General features: G+C 33.4%; 24 protein-coding genes, 2 tRNA genes, 1 pseudogene and 1 other annotated feature. Of the genes and pseudogenes, 24 read left to right on the top strand and 3 right to left on the bottom strand.

Annotated features, from left to right (window positions below):
- Position 1 precedes the first annotated feature (1 nt).
- The 8 genes and pseudogenes from ltrA to D7D81_RS19595 all read left to right on the top strand — a co-directional run.
- Positions 2-1,099: pseudogene (gene ltrA, locus D7D81_RS14720) on the top strand (group II intron reverse transcriptase/maturase); the annotation flags it as partial.
- Between the two features lie 79 nt (positions 1,100-1,178).
- On the top strand, positions 1,179-1,658 hold the full coding sequence (locus D7D81_RS14715; protein ID WP_286169763.1) for a group II intron maturase-specific domain-containing protein: 480 nt from the start codon (positions 1,179-1,181) through the stop codon (positions 1,656-1,658).
- A 352-nt stretch (positions 1,659-2,010) separates the two neighbouring features.
- Positions 2,011-2,865, top strand: a complete 855-nt coding sequence (locus tag D7D81_RS14710; RefSeq protein ID WP_125990809.1) for an AraC family transcriptional regulator — start codon at positions 2,011-2,013, stop codon at positions 2,863-2,865.
- Positions 2,866-3,775: 910 nt separating this feature from the next.
- A complete protein-coding gene (locus tag D7D81_RS14705) occupies positions 3,776-4,264 on the top strand; it encodes a group II intron maturase-specific domain-containing protein (protein ID WP_125990808.1) in 489 nt (162 codons plus the stop codon).
- A 230-nt stretch (positions 4,265-4,494) separates the two neighbouring features.
- Entirely contained in the window at positions 4,495-4,842 is a 348-nt protein-coding gene (locus tag D7D81_RS14700) for a TIGR04076 family protein (protein WP_125990807.1), read from the top strand.
- A 485-nt stretch (positions 4,843-5,327) separates the two neighbouring features.
- Positions 5,328-6,188, top strand: coding sequence for an AraC family transcriptional regulator (locus tag D7D81_RS14695; RefSeq protein ID WP_125990806.1), 861 nt, complete (start codon positions 5,328-5,330; stop codon positions 6,186-6,188).
- A gap of 25 nt (positions 6,189-6,213) precedes the next feature.
- On the top strand, positions 6,214-6,702 hold the full coding sequence (locus D7D81_RS14690) for a hypothetical protein (protein WP_125990805.1): 489 nt from the start codon (positions 6,214-6,216) through the stop codon (positions 6,700-6,702).
- 214 nt (positions 6,703-6,916) lie between these two features.
- Positions 6,917-7,084, top strand: coding sequence for a hypothetical protein (locus D7D81_RS19595; RefSeq protein WP_164522279.1), 168 nt, complete (start codon positions 6,917-6,919; stop codon positions 7,082-7,084).
- 22 nt (positions 7,085-7,106) lie between these two features.
- Here D7D81_RS19595 and D7D81_RS14685 read toward each other — a convergent pair whose 3' ends face one another.
- Both D7D81_RS14685 and D7D81_RS14680 read right to left on the bottom strand, forming a co-directional pair.
- On the bottom strand, positions 7,107-8,501 hold the full coding sequence (locus D7D81_RS14685; RefSeq protein WP_125990804.1) for a DUF6179 domain-containing protein: 1,395 nt from the start codon (positions 8,499-8,501) through the stop codon (positions 7,107-7,109).
- The gene (locus D7D81_RS14680) at positions 8,494-8,940 is read right to left on the bottom strand and encodes a DUF6323 family protein (RefSeq protein ID WP_125990803.1); all 447 of its coding nucleotides are present in this window, start codon (positions 8,938-8,940) and stop codon (positions 8,494-8,496) included. The genes D7D81_RS14685 and D7D81_RS14680 overlap by 8 nt, the downstream gene beginning before the upstream one ends.
- A gap of 323 nt (positions 8,941-9,263) precedes the next feature.
- On the opposite strand from D7D81_RS14680, the gene D7D81_RS14675 reads away from it, so the two are divergent.
- The 10 genes from D7D81_RS14675 to D7D81_RS14630 all read left to right on the top strand — a co-directional run bounded on the left by D7D81_RS14675 (position 9,264) and on the right by D7D81_RS14630 (position 18,167).
- Positions 9,264-10,253, top strand: a complete 990-nt coding sequence (locus tag D7D81_RS14675; protein WP_125990802.1) for a class I SAM-dependent methyltransferase — start codon at positions 9,264-9,266, stop codon at positions 10,251-10,253.
- A gap of 139 nt (positions 10,254-10,392) precedes the next feature.
- Complete coding sequence (locus D7D81_RS20320; protein WP_125992241.1) at positions 10,393-10,479, top strand: helix-turn-helix domain-containing protein; 87 nt, start codon at positions 10,393-10,395, stop codon at positions 10,477-10,479.
- 49 nt (positions 10,480-10,528) lie between these two features.
- On the top strand, positions 10,529-11,089 hold the full coding sequence (locus D7D81_RS14665) for a methylated-DNA--[protein]-cysteine S-methyltransferase (RefSeq protein WP_125990801.1): 561 nt from the start codon (positions 10,529-10,531) through the stop codon (positions 11,087-11,089).
- Positions 11,090-11,209: 120 nt separating this feature from the next.
- The gene (locus D7D81_RS14660; RefSeq protein ID WP_125990800.1) at positions 11,210-11,851 is read left to right on the top strand and encodes a hypothetical protein; all 642 of its coding nucleotides are present in this window, start codon (positions 11,210-11,212) and stop codon (positions 11,849-11,851) included.
- Between the two features lie 235 nt (positions 11,852-12,086).
- The gene (locus tag D7D81_RS14655; protein WP_205739231.1) at positions 12,087-12,422 is read left to right on the top strand and encodes a FlxA-like family protein; all 336 of its coding nucleotides are present in this window, start codon (positions 12,087-12,089) and stop codon (positions 12,420-12,422) included.
- Between the two features lie 272 nt (positions 12,423-12,694).
- A complete protein-coding gene (locus D7D81_RS14650; RefSeq protein ID WP_125990798.1) occupies positions 12,695-13,876 on the top strand; it encodes a DUF3798 domain-containing protein in 1,182 nt (393 codons plus the stop codon).
- Positions 13,877-13,989: 113 nt separating this feature from the next.
- Positions 13,990-15,600 carry a sugar ABC transporter ATP-binding protein gene (locus D7D81_RS14645; protein ID WP_125990797.1) on the top strand — a complete coding sequence of 537 codons (1,611 nt, stop codon included), beginning with the start codon at positions 13,990-13,992 and terminating at the stop codon, positions 15,598-15,600.
- Positions 15,601-15,610: 10 nt separating this feature from the next.
- Entirely contained in the window at positions 15,611-16,636 is a 1,026-nt protein-coding gene (locus D7D81_RS14640; protein WP_125992239.1) for an ABC transporter permease subunit, read from the top strand.
- Positions 16,633-17,784, top strand: a complete 1,152-nt coding sequence (locus tag D7D81_RS14635; protein ID WP_125990796.1) for an ABC transporter permease — start codon at positions 16,633-16,635, stop codon at positions 17,782-17,784. Before D7D81_RS14640 ends, D7D81_RS14635 begins: the two co-directional genes overlap by 4 nt.
- Positions 17,781-18,167 carry a DUF6672 family protein gene (locus tag D7D81_RS14630; RefSeq protein WP_125990795.1) on the top strand — a complete coding sequence of 129 codons (387 nt, stop codon included), beginning with the start codon at positions 17,781-17,783 and terminating at the stop codon, positions 18,165-18,167. Before D7D81_RS14635 ends, D7D81_RS14630 begins: the two co-directional genes overlap by 4 nt.
- Positions 18,168-18,189: 22 nt before the next feature.
- On the opposite strand, the gene D7D81_RS14625 is transcribed toward D7D81_RS14630, so the two are convergent.
- The gene (locus D7D81_RS14625; protein WP_164522278.1) at positions 18,190-19,068 is read right to left on the bottom strand and encodes a M23 family metallopeptidase; all 879 of its coding nucleotides are present in this window, start codon (positions 19,066-19,068) and stop codon (positions 18,190-18,192) included.
- A gap of 289 nt (positions 19,069-19,357) precedes the next feature.
- Here D7D81_RS14625 and D7D81_RS14620 point away from each other — a divergent pair, with 289 nt between their 5' ends.
- The 6 genes from D7D81_RS14620 to brxL all read left to right on the top strand — a co-directional run bounded on the left by D7D81_RS14620 (position 19,358) and on the right by brxL (position 25,540).
- Complete coding sequence (locus tag D7D81_RS14620) at positions 19,358-19,678, top strand: hypothetical protein (protein ID WP_125990793.1); 321 nt, start codon at positions 19,358-19,360, stop codon at positions 19,676-19,678.
- 281 nt (positions 19,679-19,959) lie between these two features.
- Positions 19,960-20,048, top strand: a tRNA-Leu gene (locus D7D81_RS14615).
- A gap of 10 nt (positions 20,049-20,058) precedes the next feature.
- Positions 20,059-20,135: transfer RNA gene (locus tag D7D81_RS14610), tRNA-Val, on the top strand.
- A 128-nt stretch (positions 20,136-20,263) separates the two neighbouring features.
- On the top strand, positions 20,264-21,109 hold the full coding sequence (gene ytxC / locus D7D81_RS14605; protein WP_125990792.1) for a putative sporulation protein YtxC: 846 nt from the start codon (positions 20,264-20,266) through the stop codon (positions 21,107-21,109).
- A 59-nt stretch (positions 21,110-21,168) separates the two neighbouring features.
- Positions 21,169-21,400 (top strand) — a binding site (T-box leader).
- Between the two features lie 62 nt (positions 21,401-21,462).
- Positions 21,463-23,370, top strand: coding sequence for a threonine--tRNA ligase (gene thrS / locus D7D81_RS14600; RefSeq protein WP_125990791.1), 1,908 nt, complete (start codon positions 21,463-21,465; stop codon positions 23,368-23,370).
- A gap of 208 nt (positions 23,371-23,578) precedes the next feature.
- Complete coding sequence (gene brxL, locus D7D81_RS14595; protein WP_125990790.1) at positions 23,579-25,540, top strand: BREX system Lon protease-like protein BrxL; 1,962 nt, start codon at positions 23,579-23,581, stop codon at positions 25,538-25,540.
- Positions 25,541-25,758 lie beyond the last annotated feature (218 nt).

Here is a 25,758-nt window from a genome sequence, read left to right as displayed (position 1 = left end):
ATCCAGAATGTCTTCTGGTAGCTATTTCCCTTCGCCAGTAAAAGTAGTCGAAATACCAAAGAAGAATGGTGGAATAAGAAGGCTAGGAGTACCGACAGTAGAGGATAGAATAGCTCAAATGACAGCGAAGATATTCTTTGAGTCAATAGTAGAACCATACTTTCACGAAGACTCCTATGGGTATAGACCTGGGAAATCAGCAATAGATGCTGTAGGAATAACTCGGAAAAGATGCTGGAAGTATAACTGGGTTCTCGAGTTTGATATCAAAGGACTGTTTGATAATATAGACCATGAACTATTAATGAAAGCGGTCAAGAAACATACTGATAATAAATGGCTAATTTTGTATATAGAAAGATGGCTAAAAGCACCTTTTCAATTCGAAGATGGAACAATAGAAGAAAGAAAAGCAGGAATACCACAGGGTGGTGTGATTAGTCCTGTTCTGGCAAATCTTTTTATGCACTATGCCTTAGATAAGTGGATGGAAAGGACATTTCCAAACAATCCATGGGCAAGATATGCGGATGATGCGATAATACACTGCAAAACAAAGATGGAGGCAGAAATAATACACAAGCAATTAAAACAAAGATTAAGAGAATGTAAATTAGAACTGCATCCTGATAAAACAAGAATAGTGTACTGTAAAGATGATGACCGTAGGGAAGAGCATGAAAATATAAAATTTGATTTTCTTGGATATACATTCAGACCTAGGAGGTCAAAGAATCGTTATGGTAAGTATTTCATTAACTTTACACCTGCTGTGAGTAACAAAGCATGTAAAGCAATGAGACAGGTCATCAGAAACTGGCGGATACATCTTAGACCAGATATAGAATTAATAGATATATCCAGAATGTATAATCCTATAATTCGTGGTTGGATAAATTATTACGGTCGTTATTATAAATCTGCATTATATCCGGTATTAAAACACTTGAACAGAGCTTTGGTGCACTGGGCGAGAAGAAAATACAAGAAGTTGACCAGGCATAGACGGCGAGCAGAACGCTGGATGGGACGTATAGCAAAGAAAATGAAAAGATTATTTGCACATTGGAAGATGGGAATATTACCTACGGCTGAATAATGGGAGCCGGATGAGCTGAGAGGTTCACGTCCGGTTCTGAGAGGGCCTGGAGGTGAAATTCCTCCGGGCTACTCACCTTGTGATAACTGCAACAAATAAAGAAGTCTTAGAGGAGATAAAAATAATAATAGAAGACTTTTTAAAAAAAAGAGGATTGGAGTTATCAGAAGAGAAGACAGAAATAACACATATAAATAAAGGGTTTAACTTTTTAGGCTGGAACTTTAGAAAGTATGACGGGAAAATGATAATAAAGCCATCGAAGAAATCGTATAAATCAATAATGAAGGAAATAAGGGAAGAAATAAAGAAACAGAAAACAATAAAACAAAGAGACTTAATAAGAATACTAAATCCAAAGATAAGAGGATGGTGTAATTATCATAGAACAGCCTGTTCTAAAAAGAGTTATCAAAGAATGGACAGGGATATCTTTCAAGCACTGTGGAAATGGGCAAAAAGAAGACACCCGAAGAAACCAAGCAAGTGGACAAAGGGAAAATACTGGAAATCAGAGGGGAACGTGACTGGATATTTTCAGATGGACAGACAAAATTAATCTTTGCAAGTGATACAAAAAATAATTAGGCATAGATTAATCAAGTTTGAGGCAAATCCTTATTTATCAAAGTATGATAAATATTACTTAAAAAGAGAATTAAATAAAAATTAAAATAAAAATTATTGTTTGTTAGTCCGAAGACTAGTTTTGAATGGCTTGAGCCGTATGAGTTGAAAGGCTCAAGTACGGTTCTTATGGAGGAAAGGAGCCGTGAGGCTCCCGACCTACCAGACTATCGTGATAAGGGGTATAGTTAGTAATTTCATTTAGATCTGACATACTTGTACACGAAATATCGGGTAAAAAAATCTAATTTCTTATATACTTATAATTGGAAGGACTGATTAATGTGAATTGGCTTGAACAAGTAAATAAAGTAATGGATTATATTGAAGAAAATTTAACAAATGAGATTAGCTATGAGAAGTTAGCGCAATTAGCTTGTTGTTCTAGGTATCATTTTTCCAAAATGTTCACTACTATAATGGGAGTCACTCTATCTGAATATATTCGTAGAAGAAGACTGTCGTCTGCAGCTTTTGAATTACAAAATAGTAATATTAAAGTAATTGACCTAGCATTTAAATATGGTTATACATCGTCAGATTCATTTTCCCGTGCTTTTCAAAATCTTCATGGTGTTAATCCTTCTGAAGCACGTGATAGTGGAATATCTTTAAAAGCCTTTCCGAAAATGTCCTTTCAAATATCAATTAAGGGAGATGTTGAAATGGAGTACAGAATTGAAAGACTAGATTTTGAGTTTACAGTTGTGGGAGTAAAGAATACTATTCTTACTGAAAAGGCATTTGAGATAGTTCCTAAAATATGGGAAGAAGCTAGCAAGACTGGTTTAGTACAGAGATTAATTGATATGTCATGGGAAGATCCTCAATGTAAGCTAGAAAGTCTATTAGGAATTGTTGGCGAACAATCTTCTATTACTGATGAAAAGTTTGATTATATGATAGGAGTTCGTTATAAAAACAAAGTACCTGAAGACATGGAAAAGATAATAATCCCCAAAAGTACATGGGCAGTTTTCCCAGATACAATCAATGCTTGGAAACGTCTATATACTGAATGGTTACCTACATCAGGTTATAAACTAGCTGATTTACCATGTATTGAGTGCTTTTATGCTCCAGATCATGAACCTAAGGATGAATTGTGGGTTCCAATTATAGCTTGGATTTCTAAATAATGTCTTTATTTAATAGTAGAAATTGATAGTCTGCACTGTGGGACACGATACGTCGTATAACAATGAGTTTACGGTTCCACTCCTGACGTCGTTTCACCCAAATTTCTGAACCTAAGCCAGGTCTGGCTAAGGTTCAGAGACTTCGTAAACTCGGATACGTTAGAACGCCAAGAAGCTTGATATTTCTTGCAAAGTGAAATCGAGTGAAAGATCCAACGTAAGTAAACCCGATGGTAAGGTTGAAATAAAGAGCCAGGCATAAGGTGAACTATTGCTACCTCGCTGTCTATTGGAACAAAGCAATAGTCGTTGAATGGATTTTCACAGGCCAGTCTTTGTCGGGCAAGACCTAACCAGTCACCCGTATCGAGTGTTGCACCGAAAATAGGTAACTACTAGGTGAAGTGTACACAGAGAAATCTTTAGGCCAGAAGGAGACCGTACTCCTGAAGCACATTCAGCCCCGTAAGCGAGGGTCTGGAAACAGACAAAGAGCAGATGACGACGTATTTAACGTTGCGGAAGTCGAAACAAAAGAGTCGCAATGGTAAGACTCTGGAGGGTCTGTCTGGGTCAGAGGACCAGGCATGAAGAGAGAGAAATATCAGGAACTTGGGAGGAATCCTATGGGTTCCAGCTTAGATACAAGAAAATAAGGAGATAAGTAGGCTGGTAGGTTAATCCAACCAAACAAGAAGGACAACCAGAAACCAATAGGACTTCGGATCAACTATAGTACTCCGAGGTCGGGAGAGCCGGCTACATGGGGAAGGGGTTGACAAGAATATGCAGTCTTCAAAGGAAACACTAACCGAACGAGCAAGGTCGGAATACTTAGTGCAAACCTCACTGGAGGGAATATCGCAGAAGGCAAAAAGGGAAAAGAAATATCGTTTTCGAGACTTATACAATGCAGAAAAGATTAAAGAAATTCAACCTTGAACTATCAATGGAAAAAACCAATATAATTATCTTTTCCAGATTCAAAGAAGAAAGTGGTAGTTTTGAGTTTCTGGGTTTTGAATTCAGATGGGGAAAATCAGAAAAGTTTGGAGATATAATTAAGCGAAGGACTTCCAGGAAGAAATTAAAGAAGTCAATCAAGAATTTTACCCAGTGGTGTAAGATGATTAGAAATAAGCGCCTTAAAACAATATTCAAGAAACTGAATTCTAAGCTACGCGGATACTATAACTATTATGGATTAATAAATAATGGAGATAGTTTGAAGGAGTTTTTCGACATAGCGATAAAGATACTGTATAAATGGTTAAACAGGAGAAGCCAGAGAAGAAGCATGAACTGGGATAAGTTCAATGAGATTGTAGATTGGTATGGAATATGTAAACCCAGAATAACGGAGAATACAGAAACCCAGTTACAATTCGATTTTGTCTGATTACGGAAGTGAATATTCTTGAGGAGCCCGGTGCGGTAGTTCCGCACGCCGGGATCTGTGCGGGGGTGACTAGGTAACTGGTAATCCTACCGTGACGCTGAAAGAATGATATAATTTCAGAGTATAGAATTAGGGTCTATAAAACGTAGTTAAAGTTATCAAATAGCTATTAATTTAGTAAAGATTATTTATAAACAATGAGAAGACAAATTTGAAGTTGGAGGTTTATCGTGAAAAAATGGTATGATGAGGAGTTTGAATGGGAAATCGAGGTAATAGGGTTTCTGCGTGGTGACCACACAGAGCGGTATTGCCGAAATGGCGAGGAAGTCGGAGACAAGTATACCTGCACCTATGGCTGTCCTGTAAATACAGATGGACAGGGTATTTGCTCCAAAGTAATGATGATTATGTTTCCAATCATGGAGGCTGTCAGAAGTGGTGGAGATTTAGAGAATATCGGTGGAACTAGCAAATATAGCAAAGATATTGTATGTCCAGATGGTTGTGTTATGTTCAGGCTGACGGCAAAGAAACTTGGGAATGAGAATTTTTATAAGGGGAAGTTTTTCGATTAGTTTTAATTTTTATTGTATTCAGTTGAAGATAAGTCGAAAAGTATAAATTCCAGTTTGTCGTTACGTTAATTGAGCATAATATGAAGTGTTTAATAATTAATTAGTAGATGCTTAAATATTTATGTGAATTAGAAAAAAAATTAATGAAAGTCAAGTTGCTTATATCATTCCAACAGCTAACAACATGTTCACGCAAGGGTCTTAAGGGAATGTCAAGTAGGAAAGTCAGACCATATATTCTGAAAGGTTAGGTAAGAAATTTAATATTTGTTACCGTCAATTCGAAGGTTGGGTTAGGCTGCTTGAGCTGTGTGATGGGAAACTATCACGCACAGTTCTGATGGGGGAAGGGCGGGATAACCCGCCTGACCTACCAGATTGTGTATTAAATTACATGCCTTATAAATAAATCTGTCATTAAAAAGCATATAATAACATGATTTATTATTACTATAACTGTTATAATTAAAGAAAGGAGAAAAGAAATGGAGGGATTTGAAAGAATTAATAAGAGCATTGATTATTTAGAAAAAAACCTTTGCAGTAATATTGAAATAGAAAAAGCTGCAAAGGTGGCTGGAGTTTCTAAATATCATTATCAAAGAATGTTTCATATGTTGACAGGTGTGACTGTCTCTGAGTATATTCGTAACCGCAGATTGACATTAGCAGCTTACGAATTATTAAAACCTAAATCAAAAGTAATTGATGTAGCTTTAAAGTATTGTTATTCTACACCAGAATCTTTTTCTAAAGCTTTTAAGAGATTACATGGGATAAGCCCTTCTTTTGTACAGGATAAGGAAATAACTTTAGAAGCATATCCACGATTTTCTTTTCAAATTCAGGTCAAGGGGAATGAAAAAATAAAATATAAGATCAAAGAAAAAGAATCTTTTACTATTATTGGTAAAGAAATGAACGCCTCTATAAATATGAAAGAAAACTTTGAGCGTATTCCAATTTTTTGGGATGAGTGTGAGAAAATGGGACTATGTAACAAGCTATTTGAGAGTCAGAGGGATTTAGGAATTCTGGGAGTTTGTTTGGATATTAATTATGAAAAGGAAAAGTTAACTTATTTATCGGCGGTAGAAAAAACCGAGGCTAAATTAGACGATGAATTTGATCTAGTGGAAAGAATAATTCCTGTTTCAACTTGGGTAATATTTGAGGTTATAGGTAAAATGCCTGAAAGTATTCATAAACTTTGGCAACGTATATTTTCAGAATGGTTTCCTAGTACAGGATATCAATATGCTAAAAAACCTGATTTAGAAGCTTATTATTTAAGAAATCCAAAAGATTTTGAATGTAAAGCTGAAATTTGGATTTCGATTGAATAAAAGAATAAAAGGAGAAGTGAGTATAATGAGCATTGAATATAGTGGAGTAATCTTACTAACAGCGTTAATAACAACGGGGTTTATATTAATATTTTTGTTTGTTTGGAAAGAATTTATTACTAAGATTAACCGGAAGATTCATATAAATAAAAAAATTATTGATGAATCTTATGATAATGTATGGAAATGGTTCTCTAATGTCAATAATTATCCCAAATTATATCCAGCTTGGGTAGATGAAGTTAAAGAAGTTAATAAAGAAAGATATATAATTTCAGATCAGTATAATAATACTTATGAAGCAAAAGCAGTATTAGATAAAGAAAAAGGAATTATTGATTTATATATGGAAGGTGAGGTTTCAAGAACTAGATTATTTTCCATAAAAGATAATAAAACTTTAGTAGTACATATCGGTGAAAGAGAAGACTTTAATTTCTTAGCATGGTTATATTTAAAAAGAACGGTTAATTCAGATTTTAAAAATGCAAAAGCAGTCATAGAGAGTAATTAAGTATTATAAAGTGGTGATATTATGGGTTTTAAAGTTGATGATTATATTATAAAGATTAGCCAAACTCTTATAAAAAAATTTTAAATAAAAATGATTCAGTGCCAAGAATTTTTTGGGGTAAATATGTTAATGAAAACAATAAAGAGTTATTGCCATTTTTTGCACAGGTAAATCATACTTACTAATAGCTTTAAATTAGGGGGAGAATAAAGCGATGGATAAAAATATTAAATGGCACCAGAATTTGCAAATAGAAAGACTACTAGGCAATATTAAAAATAATAATATGAAAGGATTTTATGTGAAGACACAGGAAAATTTGCTTAGTTTAATAAAGGAACTTGTTCCAGTGGGGTCTTGTTGGAGTTGGAGATTCGAATAAAAGATAATAAGGATAAATATAGCTATAATTCTATCTTATCTATTAATTGTTCAATCTTTCTTTGCTGGATTTTACTTAATTCAAGAATAAACTCTACATATTGCTGTTGCCATTCTTCATCAAAATCTTCGTTGACTATTAAACCAGCTAAATGAAATTGGCCAGCCCTTATTTCTTCAAGAAATATCATTTTGGCTAATACTGCTAATTCTACATTGCTGATCTGTTTATATAGTTCCTTAAACTCATCTGCATATAAACAATCAGCAGATAAAATATCAATCAGATCATCCATTGATTTAACTTTACTTGTTATTATAGTTATTTTATCAGCGGTATCTGAACTGTTTCTTATTTTTTCAACTAAACTGCGGAATATATCATTGCTCATACTCTTGCTTGAAGAAAAGACAATTTTTTCTTTTTTTACCCCTGTATTATCTGTAATAATAAGGTTATGGAGACTATCATTTTTTATTGTGTTTAGTATTTTAGTAATTAGAAGTGGCTTATATTGTCGAATATAATTAATTAAGTTCTTATCTTTATTCTTTAGTTTAGCAATAATTTTGTTAATGGCCTCATTAATTATAACTTTATTTTCATAAGCTGTTGATTGTGTAAATATCCCTTTTAAGATTTTATATTGTGATTCTGATATATTTAGGTCAGTTATATTATTACTTAATATTGCAGAAAATATTGAATTGTTAATTACGATTTCAAATATATTAATGGGTGTCTGTCTGTAGTCAATATTATAAAGGTGACCATAATTATTTAAAACATTTTTAATATCGTTAATGTTGAAATGTCCACAAAAATTGGTTTCCAGGTTAAGGTTTTTAAGATAATCGTTAATATAGATTATTCCCTGCATTTTCAGATCATTGAAAACTAAAGGATAGTCTACATAAGTTACAGTATTGTGTGCATTATAATTTATGTCGTAACTTGCAAAAAACACAGGAAGTGCTTCTTCAATTGTTGAGTTATATACCTCCAATGGGATCTTAAGCTTATTTTCTTTGATATACGCATATAAATTTTCTGCATCTTCTATAATTCTCTTTAATAGTATTATACCTTCTTCGTATATTTTTTTTACATCAGTTTTTTTGATTATAAATAAACTTTTTTCCGGATTGGAATAACTAGCCAGCTTAAAATCGATAACGTAAAGGATGGATTTCTGAATATTTTCAGCAGTCTCTACTTTAACAGAAGTACTGTTTCCCTTAGTATATTTTAGAATTAATTCTCTTAATATCACTATTATTTGTTGGTGAATACTATTGATTGTTTTTTTATTTATAAGTCCTTTTCTTTGCCCTTCTAGGAGAAGAGAGAGCGTATAATGATATTTATTAATGTTTTCTTTTTTTAATTTTGATATTGTAACAATTTTATTATGCATCAGCAACCTCCTTATCTGGATCTTGATATTTAATTTTATTGATTAATTTATCCGCTTCTCTACCCCTTAAAAGTTCAAGGGATCCGGCACAGATATTTTCGTAGAGCTTGAATATTTTATTTAATAATATATCATCTGCAATTTGGTCATCAGTCTCACTTTTTAAATAATAGAATATTTCTTGTAATCCTATAACTGTATCAGAATAATTATCTTGATTTACATAAGGTGATGAATAAAGAAATTCGATTATCTTTACTGTTACTTTTATATCTAGTTCAACTCTACCTTGATGATTTAGTACACGTTCTCTGTCTTCAATAATTTCGGAAACATCTTTTTCTGTTAATTTTAGCCCATATTTTTTTGAGCTAAGATTAGTCTCCAGTAATTGATTATTATAAGAAGCTGCAGTATTAAAGATATCTGGTAAGTTCAAATTTAGACCCCCTTATAAATTATTTTTAATATTCCTTGACAATGTCATTTAAATATGTTATAGTATTATTGGGTAGTAATGTTTACATGCTTAATTGTTTCTGATTTTTTATTATATATTATTATTTATAGATTTGCAAGTAAACCTTTAAATTTAAACAAATTTATACTACATACTTTAAGATTCTAGACATTAAAAAATAGTAATAACACCGGGATAGCATTTGCTATCTCTAATTTTATTGTATAAATAGATTTGTTATAAAAATAGATTTTTATGATAATCGGTTTTATTATGTTGTTTTATTGGAAAGGAAGGACCATATGAATATTGAAAATAATTTATTGATGTTCATAGATCAATTAAATAAAGTAAACTACAGAAAAAATATTTTTTATGAATCATCTCAAGATGAGCATTTCCTATTAGGGAATTATGCTGTTGACTATATAATATCTCACAGACAAAAATTTATTGATTATTTTAATTCTACTGATAAATTGCAAATAAAAAAATTTATTGGGATAGTTGCAGAATATTCTACTAAAACGATAATTGAGACTATATTTAAATTAAATCAATATGCCGAAATAACTGATAAACTAAGGAACAGGATGAATAATCTGTATAGAAATTTTATGGAGACTATATTTAATAGATTAAGTTCAAATCAAGCGATTGGCTTAAATTGGTTAAATGGACTTGTAATTGAACATCAGGTGCAATTAAGAGAAATTTTAAATGATATTGATGAGTTAAAAATTTTCCCTAAAGAGAAAAAAATTGTAGATGAAATTCCCTGTTCAGAGTATAGAGCAGTTTTTCAACTTGATATTCTGGGTATTAATATAGAAAAGATGTGTGAGCCAGTTTTAGATATTGGTTGTGGTTCCAGTGCCAGATTAGTTCAATATTTACGTGAGCAGGGTATAGAGACCTATGGTATAGATAGAAATGTAGAAGAGAAACCATATGTAATAGAAATCGATTGGTTTAATTTTAAACTTAAACCAAATTATTGGGGAACTATTATTTCACATCTATCTTTTACAAATCATTTTAAAAGAACTCATTTTAAAATGAATGGGAATTACATTAATTATGCCAGAAGATATCTGGAATTACTCAATTCTTTAAAATCAGGGGGCAGTTTTTTCTATACCCCAGATCTGCCTTTTGTTGAACAATTTTTATCGCCTGATTTATATCTGGTTAACAAAAAAAATATTGGTAAAGAAAGATTAAATTTTGTAAAAAGTGAAAATGATTTTAGTATATATTCCGTACAAGTAAAGAAAACAAATAATGACTAAAAGAGAAACATAGTTATGGGAAATATTTTAGTGATTAGTGTACTAAAATTACTTGGTTAAAAACAGGAAGAAAAATCATATATTTTGAGTTGTAGTATATTTAAAAGACAAAGACTAAGATATTTAAGTTCAGGAGGGTTTGGAAGTAGGATTTGCGAGTATATCAGCTTTTTATGCTGTGTTTCGTAAACAAACTGGATGTTCACCTGGTGAGTTTAGGGATTAGTTTAAAATTCATGCCTATATTTTAATGGGTACTATGGAGGAAGAAACCTATGCATAAAAAAATAAATATTACAAAAAGTGAAATAGAGGGTTTAAAAAGTAAAGATAGTAAAATGAGGATGTCACTTGATTCAACCGATGCTTTTGATGTTGGGAATAATGTGAGTTATTATGATTCTCCTTTAGGGTTAATAGAGATACAGTCTAAAGAAGGAAGCATAATAGGTTTAACATTTCATAAAGAAAAAAGGTATCAGGAAAAAATAGAAGATGTATTAATAGAAGCTAAAAAACAGTTAGGTGAATATTTTAGTGGAAAAAGAAAAACATTTGATTTACCCCTAAAAACAACTGGGACAAAATTCCAAACCAAGGTCTGGAAGGAACTAATTAATATTCCATATGGACAAACTTTAGCATATAAAGAAATAGCAGTAGCTATTGGAAATGAAAATGCAAGTAGGGCAGTAGGAAATGCCAATAATAAAAATAAAATAGGTATTATTATACCCTGTCATAGAGTAATAGGTAGCAATAGGAAGTTAGTAGGATATGGGGGAGGTCTTTGGCGAAAAAAATGGCTTTTAGAACATGAAAAAAGGTATAAATAGTTATAGTCTTAGATAATACGATTAAAAAATATATAAAAGAGTAATAAGGTACAACCATCAAAATTGCTGGACTTGTTAATTCTAATTTTTAAATTTGTATATTATTTAAGGAGAGAACAAATGAATAAAAAGGAGATTTTGGAGAAGATTTCTCAAAAGAATTTTGATCGGGATTATTTTGTAAGGTTCATCAATAATGATTCAAATATAAGAGAATTTATTGTAAATGAATTACTTTTAAACAATGATATTATGATATACTATCATTGTTATTACGTGGTTTCAGAGGCTAGTAAGAAGGAACCTTCTTTATACTATAAATATTGGGATAAAATTGTGGAATTATTAGATCATGATAATTCTTATCATAGAGATATTGGATTGACATTAATTGCAAACTTAGTTAAGGTTGATGATGAAGATCGTTTTTCCTTAATATGGCCAAGATTTATTGAGCATATTAATGATAAAAAGTTTATGACTGGAAAATGTTGTTTAAACAATATAAGAGTTATTTTAAAAACCAGACTTGATTTAATCGATGAAGTGGTTACTAGACTTTTAAATATTGATAAGATATGTCATTATAATGAAAAACAGATAGCACTATTAGAATGTGATGTTTTAAATATATTTGACGATGTGTTTCTTAAGAACAATTATATGAATGAAATTGTTTATTTTATTAAAAAGAAGACCTCTAGTATTAGTCCTAAAACAAGAAAAAAGGCCAAACAACTAATCAGGAAGTACAAGATATAATACATACTATTTATTGATATGCCAGTTATAGCCATTTTGTTTATATTACTTAGAGTGACATTAAGTTCTACATCTTTGTTAATATTACCCAGAGATTATTGACTTCTTAGTATAATTGTAATATAATATATTTGTATAATAATGGTATAATAATATGTATTTCCCCAAAAAAGAGTGTTTTATTATGAAGAATGTAATATCATCTTAAAGGTGGGGGGTGGTATGTCAAATGAGTATGTCTGCATTGAGTCCCAATATTTCTCTTCTACAAAATTCTACAAATAATACATCATCTGATTTACAACAAAAAATACAGATTCTTGAGCAGCAAAAAATGCAATTACAAAACCAGATAAAACAAAGTAAACAAGATAAGTCTTTAGACGAGGAAGCCAGGCGTAAAAAAATTGAAGAATTGAAAAAACGTATTGAGAAAATTAATGAGCAGATTAGAAAATTAAAACAAAGTAACAATGAAGATAAGAATACATCTCCAAAAACTGAAATAGACGAAAAGAAATCTCGTGACCCATATTCTCCAGTTGGACGTGTAGTAGATAAGATTGTTTAGTATTTCCAAAATAAATATACTGTAATAATTTCCCCTTTAGGCAAATAGTTTGCTAATAAGGGGATTTTTTATTAGTATAGTTTACTAAAAATAAATTAATAGTAATGCAAGGAAGGAATTGATAATTTTATCCAGAAATATTTATTGCTAAGGCGTGAAACTATATGGATATTACATTAGAAAAATACTAAGTATTTTTTCTAATGTTTTATAAAAAAAGGAAGGGTTATTAAAGTTAACTGTTTGATTATTAAATTTCTAGGAGGAAGAGGATGAAAAAAATATTACTGGTGTTAGTATTTATCTTAGTGCTATCTTTTTCTGTAATGGCAGAAAATTTTCACATTGGTATTGTTACAGGGACTGTCTCCCAATCAGAGGATGATCTTAGAGGGGCAGAAGAGATGATTAGGCGGTATGGTGATAGTTCAGAGGGTGGAATGATTACCCATATAACTTATCCTGATAACTTCATGCAGGAGATGGAGACAACTATTATTCAGATTGTGGCCCTGGCAGACGACCCTATGATGAAAGCAGTTGTTGTTAACCAGGCAGTACCGGGTACAGTTGAAGCATTTAGAAGGATTCGTGAAGTGAGGCCGGATATTCTTCTGCTGGCTGGTACACCTCACGAAGACCCTGACATGTTATCAGATGAGGCAGATTTAACACTCTATCCGGATGCTGTTGCCCGTGGGTATTTAATTGTTAAGGCTGCCCAGGAACTGGGGGCAAATACCTTTATGCATATCTCCTTTCCCAGGCATATGAGTTATGAAATGCTTTCCCGGAGAAGGGATATTATGCGTGAGACTGCAAATGATCTGGGACTGAACTATGTGGATATGGGTTCACCTGATCCGGTAAGTGATATAGGTGTTGCTGGCGCCCAGCAATTTATTTTAGAGAAAGTTCCTGCCTGGTTGGAACAGTACGGGGAAAAAACAGCTTTTTTCTGTACTAATGATGCCCATACTGAGCCACTGTTAAAAAGGATTGCTGAATTAGGTGGGTATTTTATTGAAGCAGATTTACCTTCACCAACTATGGGTTATCCTGGTGCTCTAGGTGTAGAATTTAGTAATGAAGAGAAGGGGAACTGGCCTAAGATTTTAGATAAGGTTGAAAAAAAGGTTATTCAGGCTGGTGGTTCTGGTAGAATGGGTACCTGGGCCTATTCTTTTGGGTTTTCTACTTCAGCTGCTTTAGCAGAACATGCTAAAAATGTTATTGAAGGGAATTCAGAATTGCTGGATATGGAAGATATTATGTCTGCTTATGAGGAGTTTACACCGGGTGCTGGCTGGAATGGTAGTCTCTATGTTGATGCCGATGGTATTGAAAGGGAGAATTTTATGCTCATATATCAGGATACTTATATATTTGGTAAGGGGTATTTAGGTATGACTGATTTAGAGGTTCCAGCTAAGTACTTCGAAATAGGTCAATAACATAAAAAAAAGGGAGATAAACTGATTTGATATATGTTAAGGCAAATATCAGGGGAAATTATCTCCTCCCTTCCTTTTTTAATTAACCAGTAAGAACAGAAGGTGAGACTATAATGGAAGAAAAATATTTACTAAAGATGGAGAATATCAGTAAGGATTTTTATGGAAATCAGGTTTTAAAGAATGTTAATTTAAATGTTAGGTCTGGTGAGATTATTGGACTTGTAGGGGAAAATGGAGCTGGAAAGTCTACTCTAATGAATATCCTTTTTGGCTTAGAAGATATTCGTCAGACCGGTGGTTTTGGTGGACGGTTGATTTTTAATGGGGAAGGAGTTAATTTTAGCTCATCTCTTGAGGCCTTAGAGGCTGGTATTGGGATGGTTCATCAGGAGTTTATTCTAATTCCGGGCTTTACAGCGGTAGAGAATATCCTTTTAAATTTTGAAGTTAGTAGACCAAATATAATAGCAGAAATATTTGGTGAAAGAATGAATATACTGGATAGGGTAGAAATGAAGAAACAGGCCAGTGAAGCCATTAAACTCCTGGGGGTGGACCTTGACCTGGATATGTTGGTTAAGGATATGCCGGTAGGGTACAGGCAGTTTACTGAGTTAGCACGGGAGCTTAAGCGTGAATCTACAAAATTATTGATACTTGATGAACCAACAGCTGTTCTGGCAGAGAGTGAAGCCGATATAGTCTTAAACGCAATTAAAAAGATTTCACAAAGAGGTATTGCTATTATCTTTATTACCCACAGGCTGCAGGAGATACTTGCTGTATCAGATTATATTATTGTCTTAAGGGATGGAGAGATTCAAAAAGAACTGCATCCTGCTGAGACCAGTGAACGTGAAATAGCTGAATATATGGTTGGAAAAGCTCGTCAGGAAAAAGTGATACATAAAAAAAGGACAAGGGAGTTTAAAGAGCCTATCTTAGAGGTAAAAAATCTCTGGGTAGATATGCCAGGTGAGCAGGTTAATGGTATTTCTTTTGATGCAAAAAAAGGGGAGATTTTGGGAATAGGTGGTTTAACTGGTCAGGGAAAACTGGGGATTGCCAATGGAATTATGGGCCTTTATCCTTCAGAAGGTGAAGTGCTATTCAAAGGTGAAACTGTTCAGCTAAATAACCCCAGGAATCCCCTGCAGCAGGGCTTATCCTTTGTTTCTGAAGACAGACGGGGAACTGGTTTGCTATTAGATCAATCTTTAAATTGGAATATAGCTTTTACTGTTATGCAGGTTAAAGAGGAGTTTATCAAAAAATATCTGGGTGGTTTAATTAAATGGCGTGATGATCAAGCTATTACTGAATTAAGTAGAGAATATATTACCAAACTTAATATTAAATGTGTTAATGAGAGGCAGTATGCCCGAGAACTTTCCGGGGGGAATCAGCAGAAAATCTGTTTGGCTAAAGCCTTTGCCTTAAAGCCTGAACTCCTCTTTGTTTCTGAGCCTACCAGAGGTATTGATGTGGGTGCCAAGAAGCTAGTACTTGATACCTTGTGTCAGTATAATGAAAAATATGGAACAACAATTATTATTACCTCCTCTGAACTGGAAGAATTAAGGTCTATCTCTGATCGGATTGCTATTATTAATGAGGGGAAGATTGCGGGTATTTTACCCCCCACTGCTGAACGGGTTGAATTTGGTCTCTTAATGGTTAGTAAATCTAAAGCAGAAGAAGGTGTTGAGATTGAAAGATAAAATTAAAAAAATGATTGGTAAAATAGGTTTACCTAGATTGTTAATTGCCTTATTTCTTTTTTCTTTATTTATTATTGCCCCTTTTGTTGGTGTAAGGGTTGATACATCAATAAATGATCTTATTGCCAGGTTTGGTATGAATGCTGTTCTAGTACTATCACTGGTACCCATGGTTAAATCAGGCTGTGGGCTTAACTTTGGTCTGCAGTTAGGGATTATTGCAGGCCTGTTGGGGGCAGTAATTAGTCTGGAATTGGAGTTGATTGGCTTTATTGGTTTTTTTACTGCAATAGTAGTTGCTGTTTTTTGGGCATTTGTTTTGGGTTATCTTTATGGTTTGCTCTTAAACAGGGTTAAAGGTGATGAAATGGTAGTTGCAACTTATGTGGGTTTTTCCTCTGTTTCCTTTATGAGTATTATGTGGTTGCTCCTTCCCTTTGAAAACCCAAATATGATCTGGGCTTATGGGGGAGAGGGTCTTAGAACAACTATTAGTACAGAGGGTTACTGGTTTCATATCTTAAATGGTTTTTTGGGTTTTCAACTGGGCTCGCATATTACTGTTCCTACTGGAACCATACTATTTTTTGCTTTGTTATGTCTTATTGTCTGGGCATTTTTTCGTACAAAGACAGGAACAGCAATGGAAGCTGTTGGTTCTAATCCTGATTATGCCCGCTCCTGTGGGATAAATGTTGATAGGGTCAGGACGAATTCAATTATAATGTCAACAATTATTGCTGCTATTGGTATCTTGGTTTATCAGCAGAGTTTTGGTTTTATTCAGCTTTATAATGCACCATTATTAATGGCCTTTCCAGCTATTGCAGCACTTCTACTTGGAGGGGCTTCTGTTAGTAAAGTAAAGATGTGGAATGTAATTGTAGGCGCTTTATTATTCCAGGGCATTTTAACTATGACCCCTTCAGTTATGAATAATATTATAAAAAGTGATATGTCTGAGACGATCAGGATCATTATCTCTAATGGTATGATTGTCTATGCGTTAACCAGAAAAATGAGGGTGAGAGCATGATAAATCAAGGTACATTAAAGGCCATAAATCCGTTTAAAAAGTTTTTAATTGATTATGCTGTACCAATTATGTTTATTATAATAGTTGTACTGGCAGCACCTATGTCAGGATTTTCCCTAAGTTTTCTAGCAAATGAGGTTATGACTAGACTGACCAGGAATTCTTTTTTGATTTTATCTCTATTAATTCCTGTAATGGCAGGTATGGGTATGAATTTTGGAATAGTTTTAGGAGCAATGGCTGGAGAGATAGGCTTAATCTTTATTACAGACTGGCATATAGTAGGTCTCCCCGGGATATTACTGGCCATATTACTGGCTACCCCTTTTGCTATTGTATTTGGTTATTTTGCTGGTGTTGTCCTTAATGAGGCGAAGGGTAGAGAAATGGTAACAGGTCTTATGTTAGGATTTTTTATGAATGGTATTTACCAGTTAATTGTTCTCTATGGTATGGGAAATATCATTCCTGTTTCTAATAATGAGATCCTCTTAAGCAGGGGATATGGAATCAGGAATGCTGTTAATCTAGATGGTGTTAGACAAAGCCTTGATAATTTAATTAGATTAAACCTTTTTGGGATAAAGATCCCGGTTTTAACTATAATTGTAATAACTGGCTTATGCCTATTTATTATCTGGTTTAAGAAGACAAAATTAGGACAGGATATGAGAACAGTAGGTCAGGATATGGAAGTAGCCAGGTCTGCCGGGATTGATGTAGAAAAAACCCGGATTATCGCTATTATTATCTCTACAGTACTGGCCTCTTATGGGATGATTATCTATCTGCAGAATATCGGAACAGTTAATACCTATAACAGTCATGAACAGATTGGGTTTTTTGCTATTGCTGCCCTCCTGGTTGGTGGGGCTTCAGTAGCCAGGGCTTCGGTATTTAATGTTTTTGTTGGTGTTATTCTCTTTCATACAGTTTTTATTGTTTCACCCAGGGCTGGTAAAGAATTAATTGGTTCAGCTCAATTAGGTGAGTATTTCAGGGTATTTATTACCTATGGTGTGATTGCTTTTTCCCTGGCTTTATATGCCTGGAAAAGTAGAGTTGAGAAGGAGAATGAGAGGAAAAAGGCCATGATATTACATAAGGTTTCTCTACAGAGAGATAGTGAAAAGAGTGATTTTTCGTGAAGAAAATAATACTTAGAATTATTCTTGTAGCTTTTTTGCTTATGCTGGGGATTATATTCTTTATTATCGGAAAGGAACATAAGGTATTCATTGATAACCGGGATCTGACTATAGCTGGAAAAACTTATACTGCAGCTGTCAGATATGAAGTCTGGGTTGACGGAGAAAAACTCGGTAGAACAACACTTAATCCTGGGAAAAGAAATGTGATTTATCTAGCAGGTCCTCGACATAAAATAGTCTTACAGGAGCTTGAAAGTGGTAAGGTTGTTGGTAAAGAAATTGAAAAGAATTTTAATTTATCATTAAACCAGACACAGGTTATTATCAATATACCTGCACTTGTAGCTGGTTCAGATTTGTTTCTCTATCAAGACAAGTAAATAAAATATAGTTCTCTCTAAATTAAAATAAAGAATTTATAAACCATTCGGGGTTAGCAAAGACCCCATTAACTTTTACTGTCCAATGAAGATGGGGTCCAGTTGAAAAACCGCTTGACCCTATACTGCCGATGATATCTCTCTTTTCTATTTTTTGTCCAGCACTTACTTTGATGTCGTCCAGGTGGCAGTAGGAACTGGAGATATTCCAACCATGGTCAATAATTATGGTATTACCAGTTACCAGCAATTCTGCTGCCAGTTTTACAATACCACTGGCAGCAGCTTTAACAGCAGTCTCTTTGGAGGCAGCAATATCTAAACCGGAATGACGGTTTTGTAATCTGTTATTGATATATCTTGTTGCTCCAAAAGGGGTAGAGATAGTACCATCTACTGGCCAGATAAATTTACCTTGCCATAGTCGTGTGTTAGAGGAATTTTTGCGGGCTTTATTTATTAGCTGATTGTCTCTTTTCTTTCTTTCAATTGTTTCTTTGCTCTGGGGTCTGACTATTTCTTCTTTTTCACTATCAACATCTAGATAGCTCTTTCTAAAATTTCCTGGTAGGATTTTAATATCCTTAAGCATATTGAAATTTTGTCCATTTATTTCAAGTTTATATTCTCCTGGTTTAAGCCAGTAGGAAATGGGGATGAGAGCCAAGAAACCAGTTGTATTATTATCTTTGTAAAGATGATATTCCTTTTGATTAAAATTAATCCTGTAGATATGCTGATTTTCAGTCCTTATTATTATCAGTTCTCCCTGTTTGAACTGCTGGTTATTAAGAAAAATATTTTTTTCTCTTTCCCCAACAGCTTTAATGGGAAAAATAGTAATTAGACCAAGAATAATGACCAGAGCTAATACCAAGTTGAATTGTCTTCTGACCAACAATAATATCATTCCCCTTTTTAATGTTTTTGTCTCTTTATCAGGTTTTCACTTTTATAATTAACACTTTGTTTATCTCCGGGAAGCAGTACTATAATAGTAGTTGTTTAGATATAAATAACAGTTAATTGTTTAAGTAAATTATTTATTAGTAATTATACCATATAAATAATCTAACGTAAATTTACGATGTTTTGCTGATTTTAGACAGAATTCTATTGGATTTAATGCAGGAAAATAATATTATATCTAGAAATATACTAAAAAGTGTCTAAAAAGGAGAGGGTTATACTTGAAGAAAATTATTTTTAGTCTTTTGATAGTATTGTTGATTTCTTCGATTGTAATTGCAAAGGTGAATTTGCCGGGAAAGGATAGGACAGACTTATGGAATGGCCATGACTGGCAGAAGATGAATTATGAGCAAAAAGTCTATTATATCTCCGGGCTAGTAGCGGGAATCAATAATATTGTAGAACAGATGTCTCAGGGGAGTGAAGATGTTCCTTTTATAAAAGCTAATACTATTGAAAAGATGGTAGAAAAAATTGACCAGGAATATAAAAAAGGTAATCTTGATTTAAGGATTATTGAATTAGATGTTGTTGATTAATTAAAAATCAATAGTACAGTTTTAATTACTAAATAGGTCAGCACTGACTCATTGTAAGTGAGGTGCTGACCTTATATTCTTGTCTCCAGTGTTATTATAACTCTTCTCTCTTCTTTCCTAAGTGTAACAGCTTTTGTCGATAAATGGGGTGATTATATCAATTACACTCATTAATATTATGTTAAATATATATTAAAATTTTTACTTGATTTTCTTGACAGCAATATTGGATAATGCTATAATACTAATTGTCATTAAGTTAAATGATACTTTATTGTTTTGCCGGGGTGGCGGAATTGGCAGACGCATCGGACTTAAAATCCGGTGGGTATTTTTACCCGTGTCGGTTCGAGCCCGACCCCCGGCACCACTTTATAGTTGTGGGTATAGCTCAGTTGGCTAGAGCGCCACGTTGACATCGTGGAGGTCAGCGGTTCAAGTCCGTTTACCCACACCATATTTAAAACTTAATAGTAATTACAATTCCGTACATTTTATAGATGTACGGTTTTTATTTTGCAGCTAATAGTTGTATACAAATTTCAGCTGGTTCATATAATAATATAGATATAAGGAGTGATAAAAATGGGGATAACTATCTCAACATTGGATTTCTCAAATGAGATAAAGGATAAATTGCAGCAGAAATTAGGTCAAAGCCTAATTTTTGCTGAAGAAGAGAGTAAAGGATATACCCTTTTTAAAATAGATTTTGAGCAAAATAAAAAAATAAATGCCCTGGAATATATTGCAGGTATTATAGCTGATATAGTAATTGACAGTCTGGAAATAAAATTTATTACTCGGATAATTAGACATAAATATCAGCAGTTTTCTGGTGATGAGCGGGATAAGATCCAGGAATTAACCTTAAATCGTTTAAATGAAGAGGGTATGAGAAAGAATAAACTGCGTCCTGATGAAATGTTTAATAAACTGGTCAGGAAACAGGAGGTTATGAAAGAAATTCAAAAATACTTTAATAAGAATCAGGATATTAATATAGAAGGTTTTGTAAGATTTAGATTAAAGGATTATATTAGTGATTTGAATTGTGCTGTGGAGGAAGCGGTAGATGACTACATTATTGAAAAAGAATATAATGAATTTATTGAATTACTAAAGTATTTTGTGGATCTTCAGGAACCCAGAATATCTATGGTTCATGTATTACAGAAAGAGGATAAATCTTTTCAAATCTATGATAAACTGGGTAATAAGATTAATAATGAGTATCTGGAAGGGTATTTATCCGAAATGTTTGATGAAGACGTAGAACATGAAGATTTACTGATTAGTGCCCTTATTAATGTGGCACCTGTTAAGATCATACTTCATTTTGATGATAGTGAAACTGAGGAGACAGTCAAAAAAATATTTGGTGATAGAGTAGAAGTATGTACTGGCTGTCAGATGTGTAAAAAGGATTAAATTTAAGGGCAGGGAACTTGACAATCCCGCTTGGAGGTATTATAATTATAAAAAATTAACTAAAGACTGTGAAGGGGAGAGTAAGGTATAAGGCTCCATACAGAGAGAGTTGCCCTGGCTGAAAGCACTCAGGATGTTTATATCTGAAGACCACCCTGGAGTTGATAGAATGAACTTGAAGTATTTCTATCCGGTTCATATACCGTTATCTAGTTAAGTGAATTTTAAACAGCAAACAAATGCTTGTTTAAGATTAATTAGGGTGGAACCGCGGCCTTATCCGTCTCTAGAATAGAGGAGGATAAGGCCTTTTTGCATATTTAATTAAGGATTATAAAATGGAGGGGATATATATGTCAGAGATTAGTATTACTTTACCAGATGGATCACAGCTGGGTTTTGAAGCTGGTGTAACTGTTAGTGAGGTGGCTTTTAGCATTGGTACTGGTCTGGGAAGGGCCGCAGTAGCTGGGGAGATTGATGGTGAACTGGTAGATTTGAGGACAAGTATTGAAGATGATGTTGACCTGTCTATTGTGACAGCTGATTCAGAAAAAGGTCTGGATATAATGAGGCATACTACTGCCCATATTATGGCCCAGGCAGTTAAACGTATTTATGGTGATGTAAAACTGGCGATTGGGCCAACTATTGAAGATGGTTTTTATTATGATTTTGACCTGAAGAAGAGGTTTTCACCTGAAGACCTTAAAGAGATCGAGACTGAGATGAAAAAAATAATTAAGGAAGACTTACCAATTGAAAGGGAGCTAATCAAAAAAGAAGATGCTGCCAAATTAATGAAAGAAAAAGGTGAAAACTATAAGGTGGAATTAATCAATGGTTTTGATGATGAATATGTGAGTCTTTATCATCAGGGGGAGTTTACTGACCTCTGCCGTGGACCACACCTTTTTTCTACTGGGAAGGTAAAGGCCTATAAACTGCTAAACATTGCAGGTGCTTACTGGCGCGGTGATGAAAATAATAAGATGTTACAGAGGATTTATGGTACATCCTTCCGCAAAAAGTCGGAACTTGAAGAATACCTAGAACGTCTAGAAGAGGCTAAAAAGAGAGATCACCGGAAATTAGGCCGGGAACTTGATTTATTCAGTATGCATGATGAAGGAAGGGGGTTCCCATTCTTTCATCCCAAGGGCATGGTTTTAAGGAATCAGTTAATAAACTTTTGGAGGGATGAGCATCATAAAGCTGGTTACCAGGAGATTAAGACACCGATTATTTTAAATCAATCACTCTGGAGAAGATCTGGCCACTGGGATCACTATAAAGATAATATGTATTATACAGAGATAGACCAGGAGGCCCATGCCATTAAACCGATGAACTGCCCAGGTGGTATTCTAGTTTATAAAGATAAAATGCATAGTTATCGTGACCTTCCTATTAGAATGGCTGAATTAGGCCTGGTTCACCGTCATGAGTTGTCTGGCACCTTACATGGATTAATGCGGGTGCGTAATTTTACTCAGGATGATGCCCATATATATTGTCTGCCTTCACAGATTGTAGATGAGTTAACTGGTGTTATAAAACTGGTAGATATTATTTATAGTGCTTTTGGTTTTAATTATACTGTTGAATTGAGTACTAAGCCAGAAAAAGCCATGGGTTCTGATGAATTATGGGACAGGGCTACAGAAGCATTAAAAGAGGCAGTAGAAAAAAACGATCTTAGTTATGAAGTTAATGAAGGTGATGGGGCATTTTACGGTCCAAAGATTGATTTTCATCTAGAGGACTCACTAGGAAGAACCTGGCAGTGTGGTACAATTCAGCTTGATTTTCAGATGCCGGAACGGTTTGATTTGACATATGTCGGTAGAGATGGTGATGACCACCGTCCAGTAATGATTCACCGGGCAATCTATGGTAGTTTGGAGAGGTTTATGGGTATATTGATTGAGCATTATGCCGGCGCCTTTCCAGTCTGGTTGTCTCCTGTACAGGTTGCCATTATCCCTGTCTCTGATGATCAGCTAAGCTATGCTAAAACATTGAAAAAAACCCTGGAAGAAGTAAAAATCCGGGTAGAGATCGATGATAGTAATGAAAAACTTGGCTATAAGATTCGTCAGGCTCAGGTACAGCAAATTCCCTATATGTTGATTGTAGGGAGTAATGAAGAGGAGGATAAGACTGTTTCTGTCCGCGAACGGCGCGAAGGTGATATAGGTGTTATGGGAATAAATGGCTTTCAAGAAAGGATCAAACAGGAAATAGTAGAGAAGAAATAAAGGATTGAAAAATGGATATTAAAAAAAAGGCACATATCTGTACCCATTAAAAATTGAGATAGTTGTTGAAAAATATAAGTGATATAGATATGTGTCGAGAAATGGATAATTATGAAATAAATTATTGAAAAAATATAATAAAATCTGATATAATAGTCCTAGTTAGATAATTTTTGCTCTATATAATGTTGACAGATGGTGATAATATATGTCTACAGTTGAAAAAAAAGGGGATGAAGTATTCTCTGATAAATTAATCAAAAAGGAATATATTAATAAACTGAGGAATAATCATAATATTCCCCATTATGTTATCGAGAATATTATCCATCGCTCTGAAAAACCTCCGACAGACCCTGACTTGTTTAGCGAAATGATTAGTGGTAAATTAGTACACCCTAAGAAAAGTGCAAGTTTACTGTCAAAGATCAGGGGTGAGGGGACCTGCAGCATCATAGATAAATTAAAGGTAAAGTATTTTCAAAGTAATAAAAAATATTTAGCTGATTGTTTAAATTTAGGTATTAACAGGGTGTTAGTTGAGAAAGAATTAATAAGGGAAAACCCCTGTTTATTAGAAAAAGAACAGTGGTGTGAAATTAGAATAAAATATCTCAATGATGTAGCTAGTCCTGATATTGAATTTGCTTTAGAGGAATTAATTTTATTGCAGGGTAATTCATTTGATTTTAAAGACTATGTTAAACGGGTTGCAAGCCTGGATACTGAACACTGGCTTGATTTGTTATTTCGGAGTATTGGACTTGAAATAGACCAGTTAACTCAAAGACAATCTTATCTTTTGTTGGCACGTTTGATTCCTTTTGTGGAAAAAAATTATAATTTGATTGAACTTGGTTATAGGGGAACAGGGAAATCATATCTTTACCGACAAATGACAGACGATTCTATTCTTGTTTCTGGGGGCAAAACTACTATTGCCAATATGTTTTATAATCTGGGTACTAGACAGATTGGCTTAGTTGGTAGAAAAAATGTCATTGCCTTTGATGAAGTAGCCCATGTTAATTTTAAAGATAGTACTGCTGTGCAGATTATGAAAGATTATATGGAATCAGGTTCATTTAGTAGAGGAAGTCATGATATATATGCTGATAGTTCTATTGTCTTGCTGGGAAATATAAATGAAGATATAAAACTTTTATTGAATAAAAATGTTTTTGCTCCCTTACCGGAATTATTACGGGATATGGCTTTGATTGATCGTTTGAATTTTTATCTACCGGGGTGGGAAATCAATAAACTATTAACTGATTGCCTGACCGGAAAAAATGGTTTACTAGATAATTATTTATTTGCTGCGTTTAATAGATTAAGGGATGAGGATTATACAGAAATTGTTGAGGATTATTTTCAACTTGATAAAAATTTGGATACCAGAGATAGTAGATCTGTTAAAAAAACGGTAGCAGGGTATATAAAATTATTACATCCAGATGGTAATGTTAGTAAAGCAAGGCTTAAAAATTACTTAGAATTGGCTTTAGAAGGTAGAAAGAGAATCAAAGACTATCTAGTAAAATTTTATCCCTTTGAATATTCTGAGCAGTTGTTTGAATGTGCTGCTGTAGATGGTAGTGAAAAAGTAATACCTTCACTCCCAGAGGATAAATATAATTATCAATTAAAACAAAAACTGCCAGAACCAGGAGTTATCTACATAGGGCAGATAATAAATAATAATGAACTGGCCATCTTAAAGGTTAAAATAAAATCTTACTCCTATGGGAAAGGTAGATTGAGTTTTGTAAATACCTATGATAAAGAGATAATGAAACAGCTTAAAAAATCTTTTGTCAATATTAAAGGGAAATCTACAGAAATAAGGAAGGCAATTAATCAACGTGATTTTCATATTGAATTTATACCATTACTTAAGGAAATAAATGCTGATATTAGTAAGGCTTTTTTTGTTGCCTTATATTCCCTTATATATAATAAAGTTATTACTACAAGTTTTATTATTAGTGAAAAGAGTAAATTGTTTCGCGAATCATTTAAAAATCAGTCTATCAGAGCGATTAAAATAGAAGAAAAAGGAAAGTTAAAAACCTTATTACCGATTAAGACTGATGATTTCAATCTATATATTGAGATCCCCAGGGAAGTATATGAGAATGTCCATGACTATATACTTTTGACAGAATAAATAAAATTTGTAAAAAAATTAATTATGTTATAATTGACTTTAATTATATACTGTGTTATACTAAGATAGATAATAAAGTAGAAACCCCCGTTTCTCACCAGTAAAAGACACTGGTTAATAGATAAAGGCTTATTAGAAGAGTTTTGATTACTTTTCTATAGCTGTATCTTATGTTTTTTAGGCGGGTGGTATTCCATCCGCTATTTTTATTATAGGCA

Origin of the sequence: Halocella sp. SP3-1 (genome assembly GCF_003953885.1) — a bacterium.
Taxonomy (GTDB): domain Bacteria; phylum Bacillota; class Halanaerobiia; order Halanaerobiales; family DTU029; genus Iocasia; species Iocasia fonsfrigidae.
The sequence above is the reverse complement of the archived record's forward strand: the minus strand, read 5'-3'. Positions and strand labels throughout refer to the sequence as shown.

What these genes read in the sequence shown, in the direction of transcription:
- D7D81_RS14685 (WP_125990804.1), bottom strand. Translation starts at nt 8,501, where the DNA reads ATGCATAATAAAATTGTTACAATATCAAAATTAAAAAAAGAAAACATT.
- D7D81_RS14665 (WP_125990801.1), top strand. Translation starts at nt 10,529, where the DNA reads ATGCATAAAAAAATAAATATTACAAAAAGTGAAATAGAGGGTTTAAAA.
- D7D81_RS14660 (WP_125990800.1), top strand. Translation starts at nt 11,210, where the DNA reads ATGAATAAAAAGGAGATTTTGGAGAAGATTTCTCAAAAGAATTTTGAT.
- thrS (WP_125990791.1), top strand. Translation starts at nt 21,463, where the DNA reads ATGTCAGAGATTAGTATTACTTTACCAGATGGATCACAGCTGGGTTTT.
- D7D81_RS19595 (WP_164522279.1), top strand. Translation starts at nt 6,917, where the DNA reads ATGGATAAAAATATTAAATGGCACCAGAATTTGCAAATAGAAAGACTA.
- D7D81_RS14690 (WP_125990805.1), top strand. Translation starts at nt 6,214, where the DNA reads ATGAGCATTGAATATAGTGGAGTAATCTTACTAACAGCGTTAATAACA.
- brxL (WP_125990790.1), top strand. Translation starts at nt 23,579, where the DNA reads ATGTCTACAGTTGAAAAAAAAGGGGATGAAGTATTCTCTGATAAATTA.
- D7D81_RS14655 (WP_205739231.1), top strand. Translation starts at nt 12,087, where the DNA reads ATGTCTGCATTGAGTCCCAATATTTCTCTTCTACAAAATTCTACAAAT.
- D7D81_RS14675 (WP_125990802.1), top strand. Translation starts at nt 9,264, where the DNA reads ATGAATATTGAAAATAATTTATTGATGTTCATAGATCAATTAAATAAA.
- D7D81_RS14635 (WP_125990796.1), top strand. Translation starts at nt 16,633, where the DNA reads ATGATAAATCAAGGTACATTAAAGGCCATAAATCCGTTTAAAAAGTTT.
- D7D81_RS14705 (WP_125990808.1), top strand. Translation starts at nt 3,776, where the DNA reads ATGCAGAAAAGATTAAAGAAATTCAACCTTGAACTATCAATGGAAAAA.
- ytxC (WP_125990792.1), top strand. Translation starts at nt 20,264, where the DNA reads ATGGGGATAACTATCTCAACATTGGATTTCTCAAATGAGATAAAGGAT.
- D7D81_RS14645 (WP_125990797.1), top strand. Translation starts at nt 13,990, where the DNA reads ATGGAAGAAAAATATTTACTAAAGATGGAGAATATCAGTAAGGATTTT.
- D7D81_RS14695 (WP_125990806.1), top strand. Translation starts at nt 5,328, where the DNA reads ATGGAGGGATTTGAAAGAATTAATAAGAGCATTGATTATTTAGAAAAA.
- D7D81_RS14650 (WP_125990798.1), top strand. Translation starts at nt 12,695, where the DNA reads ATGAAAAAAATATTACTGGTGTTAGTATTTATCTTAGTGCTATCTTTT.
- D7D81_RS14640 (WP_125992239.1), top strand. Translation starts at nt 15,611, where the DNA reads ATGATTGGTAAAATAGGTTTACCTAGATTGTTAATTGCCTTATTTCTT.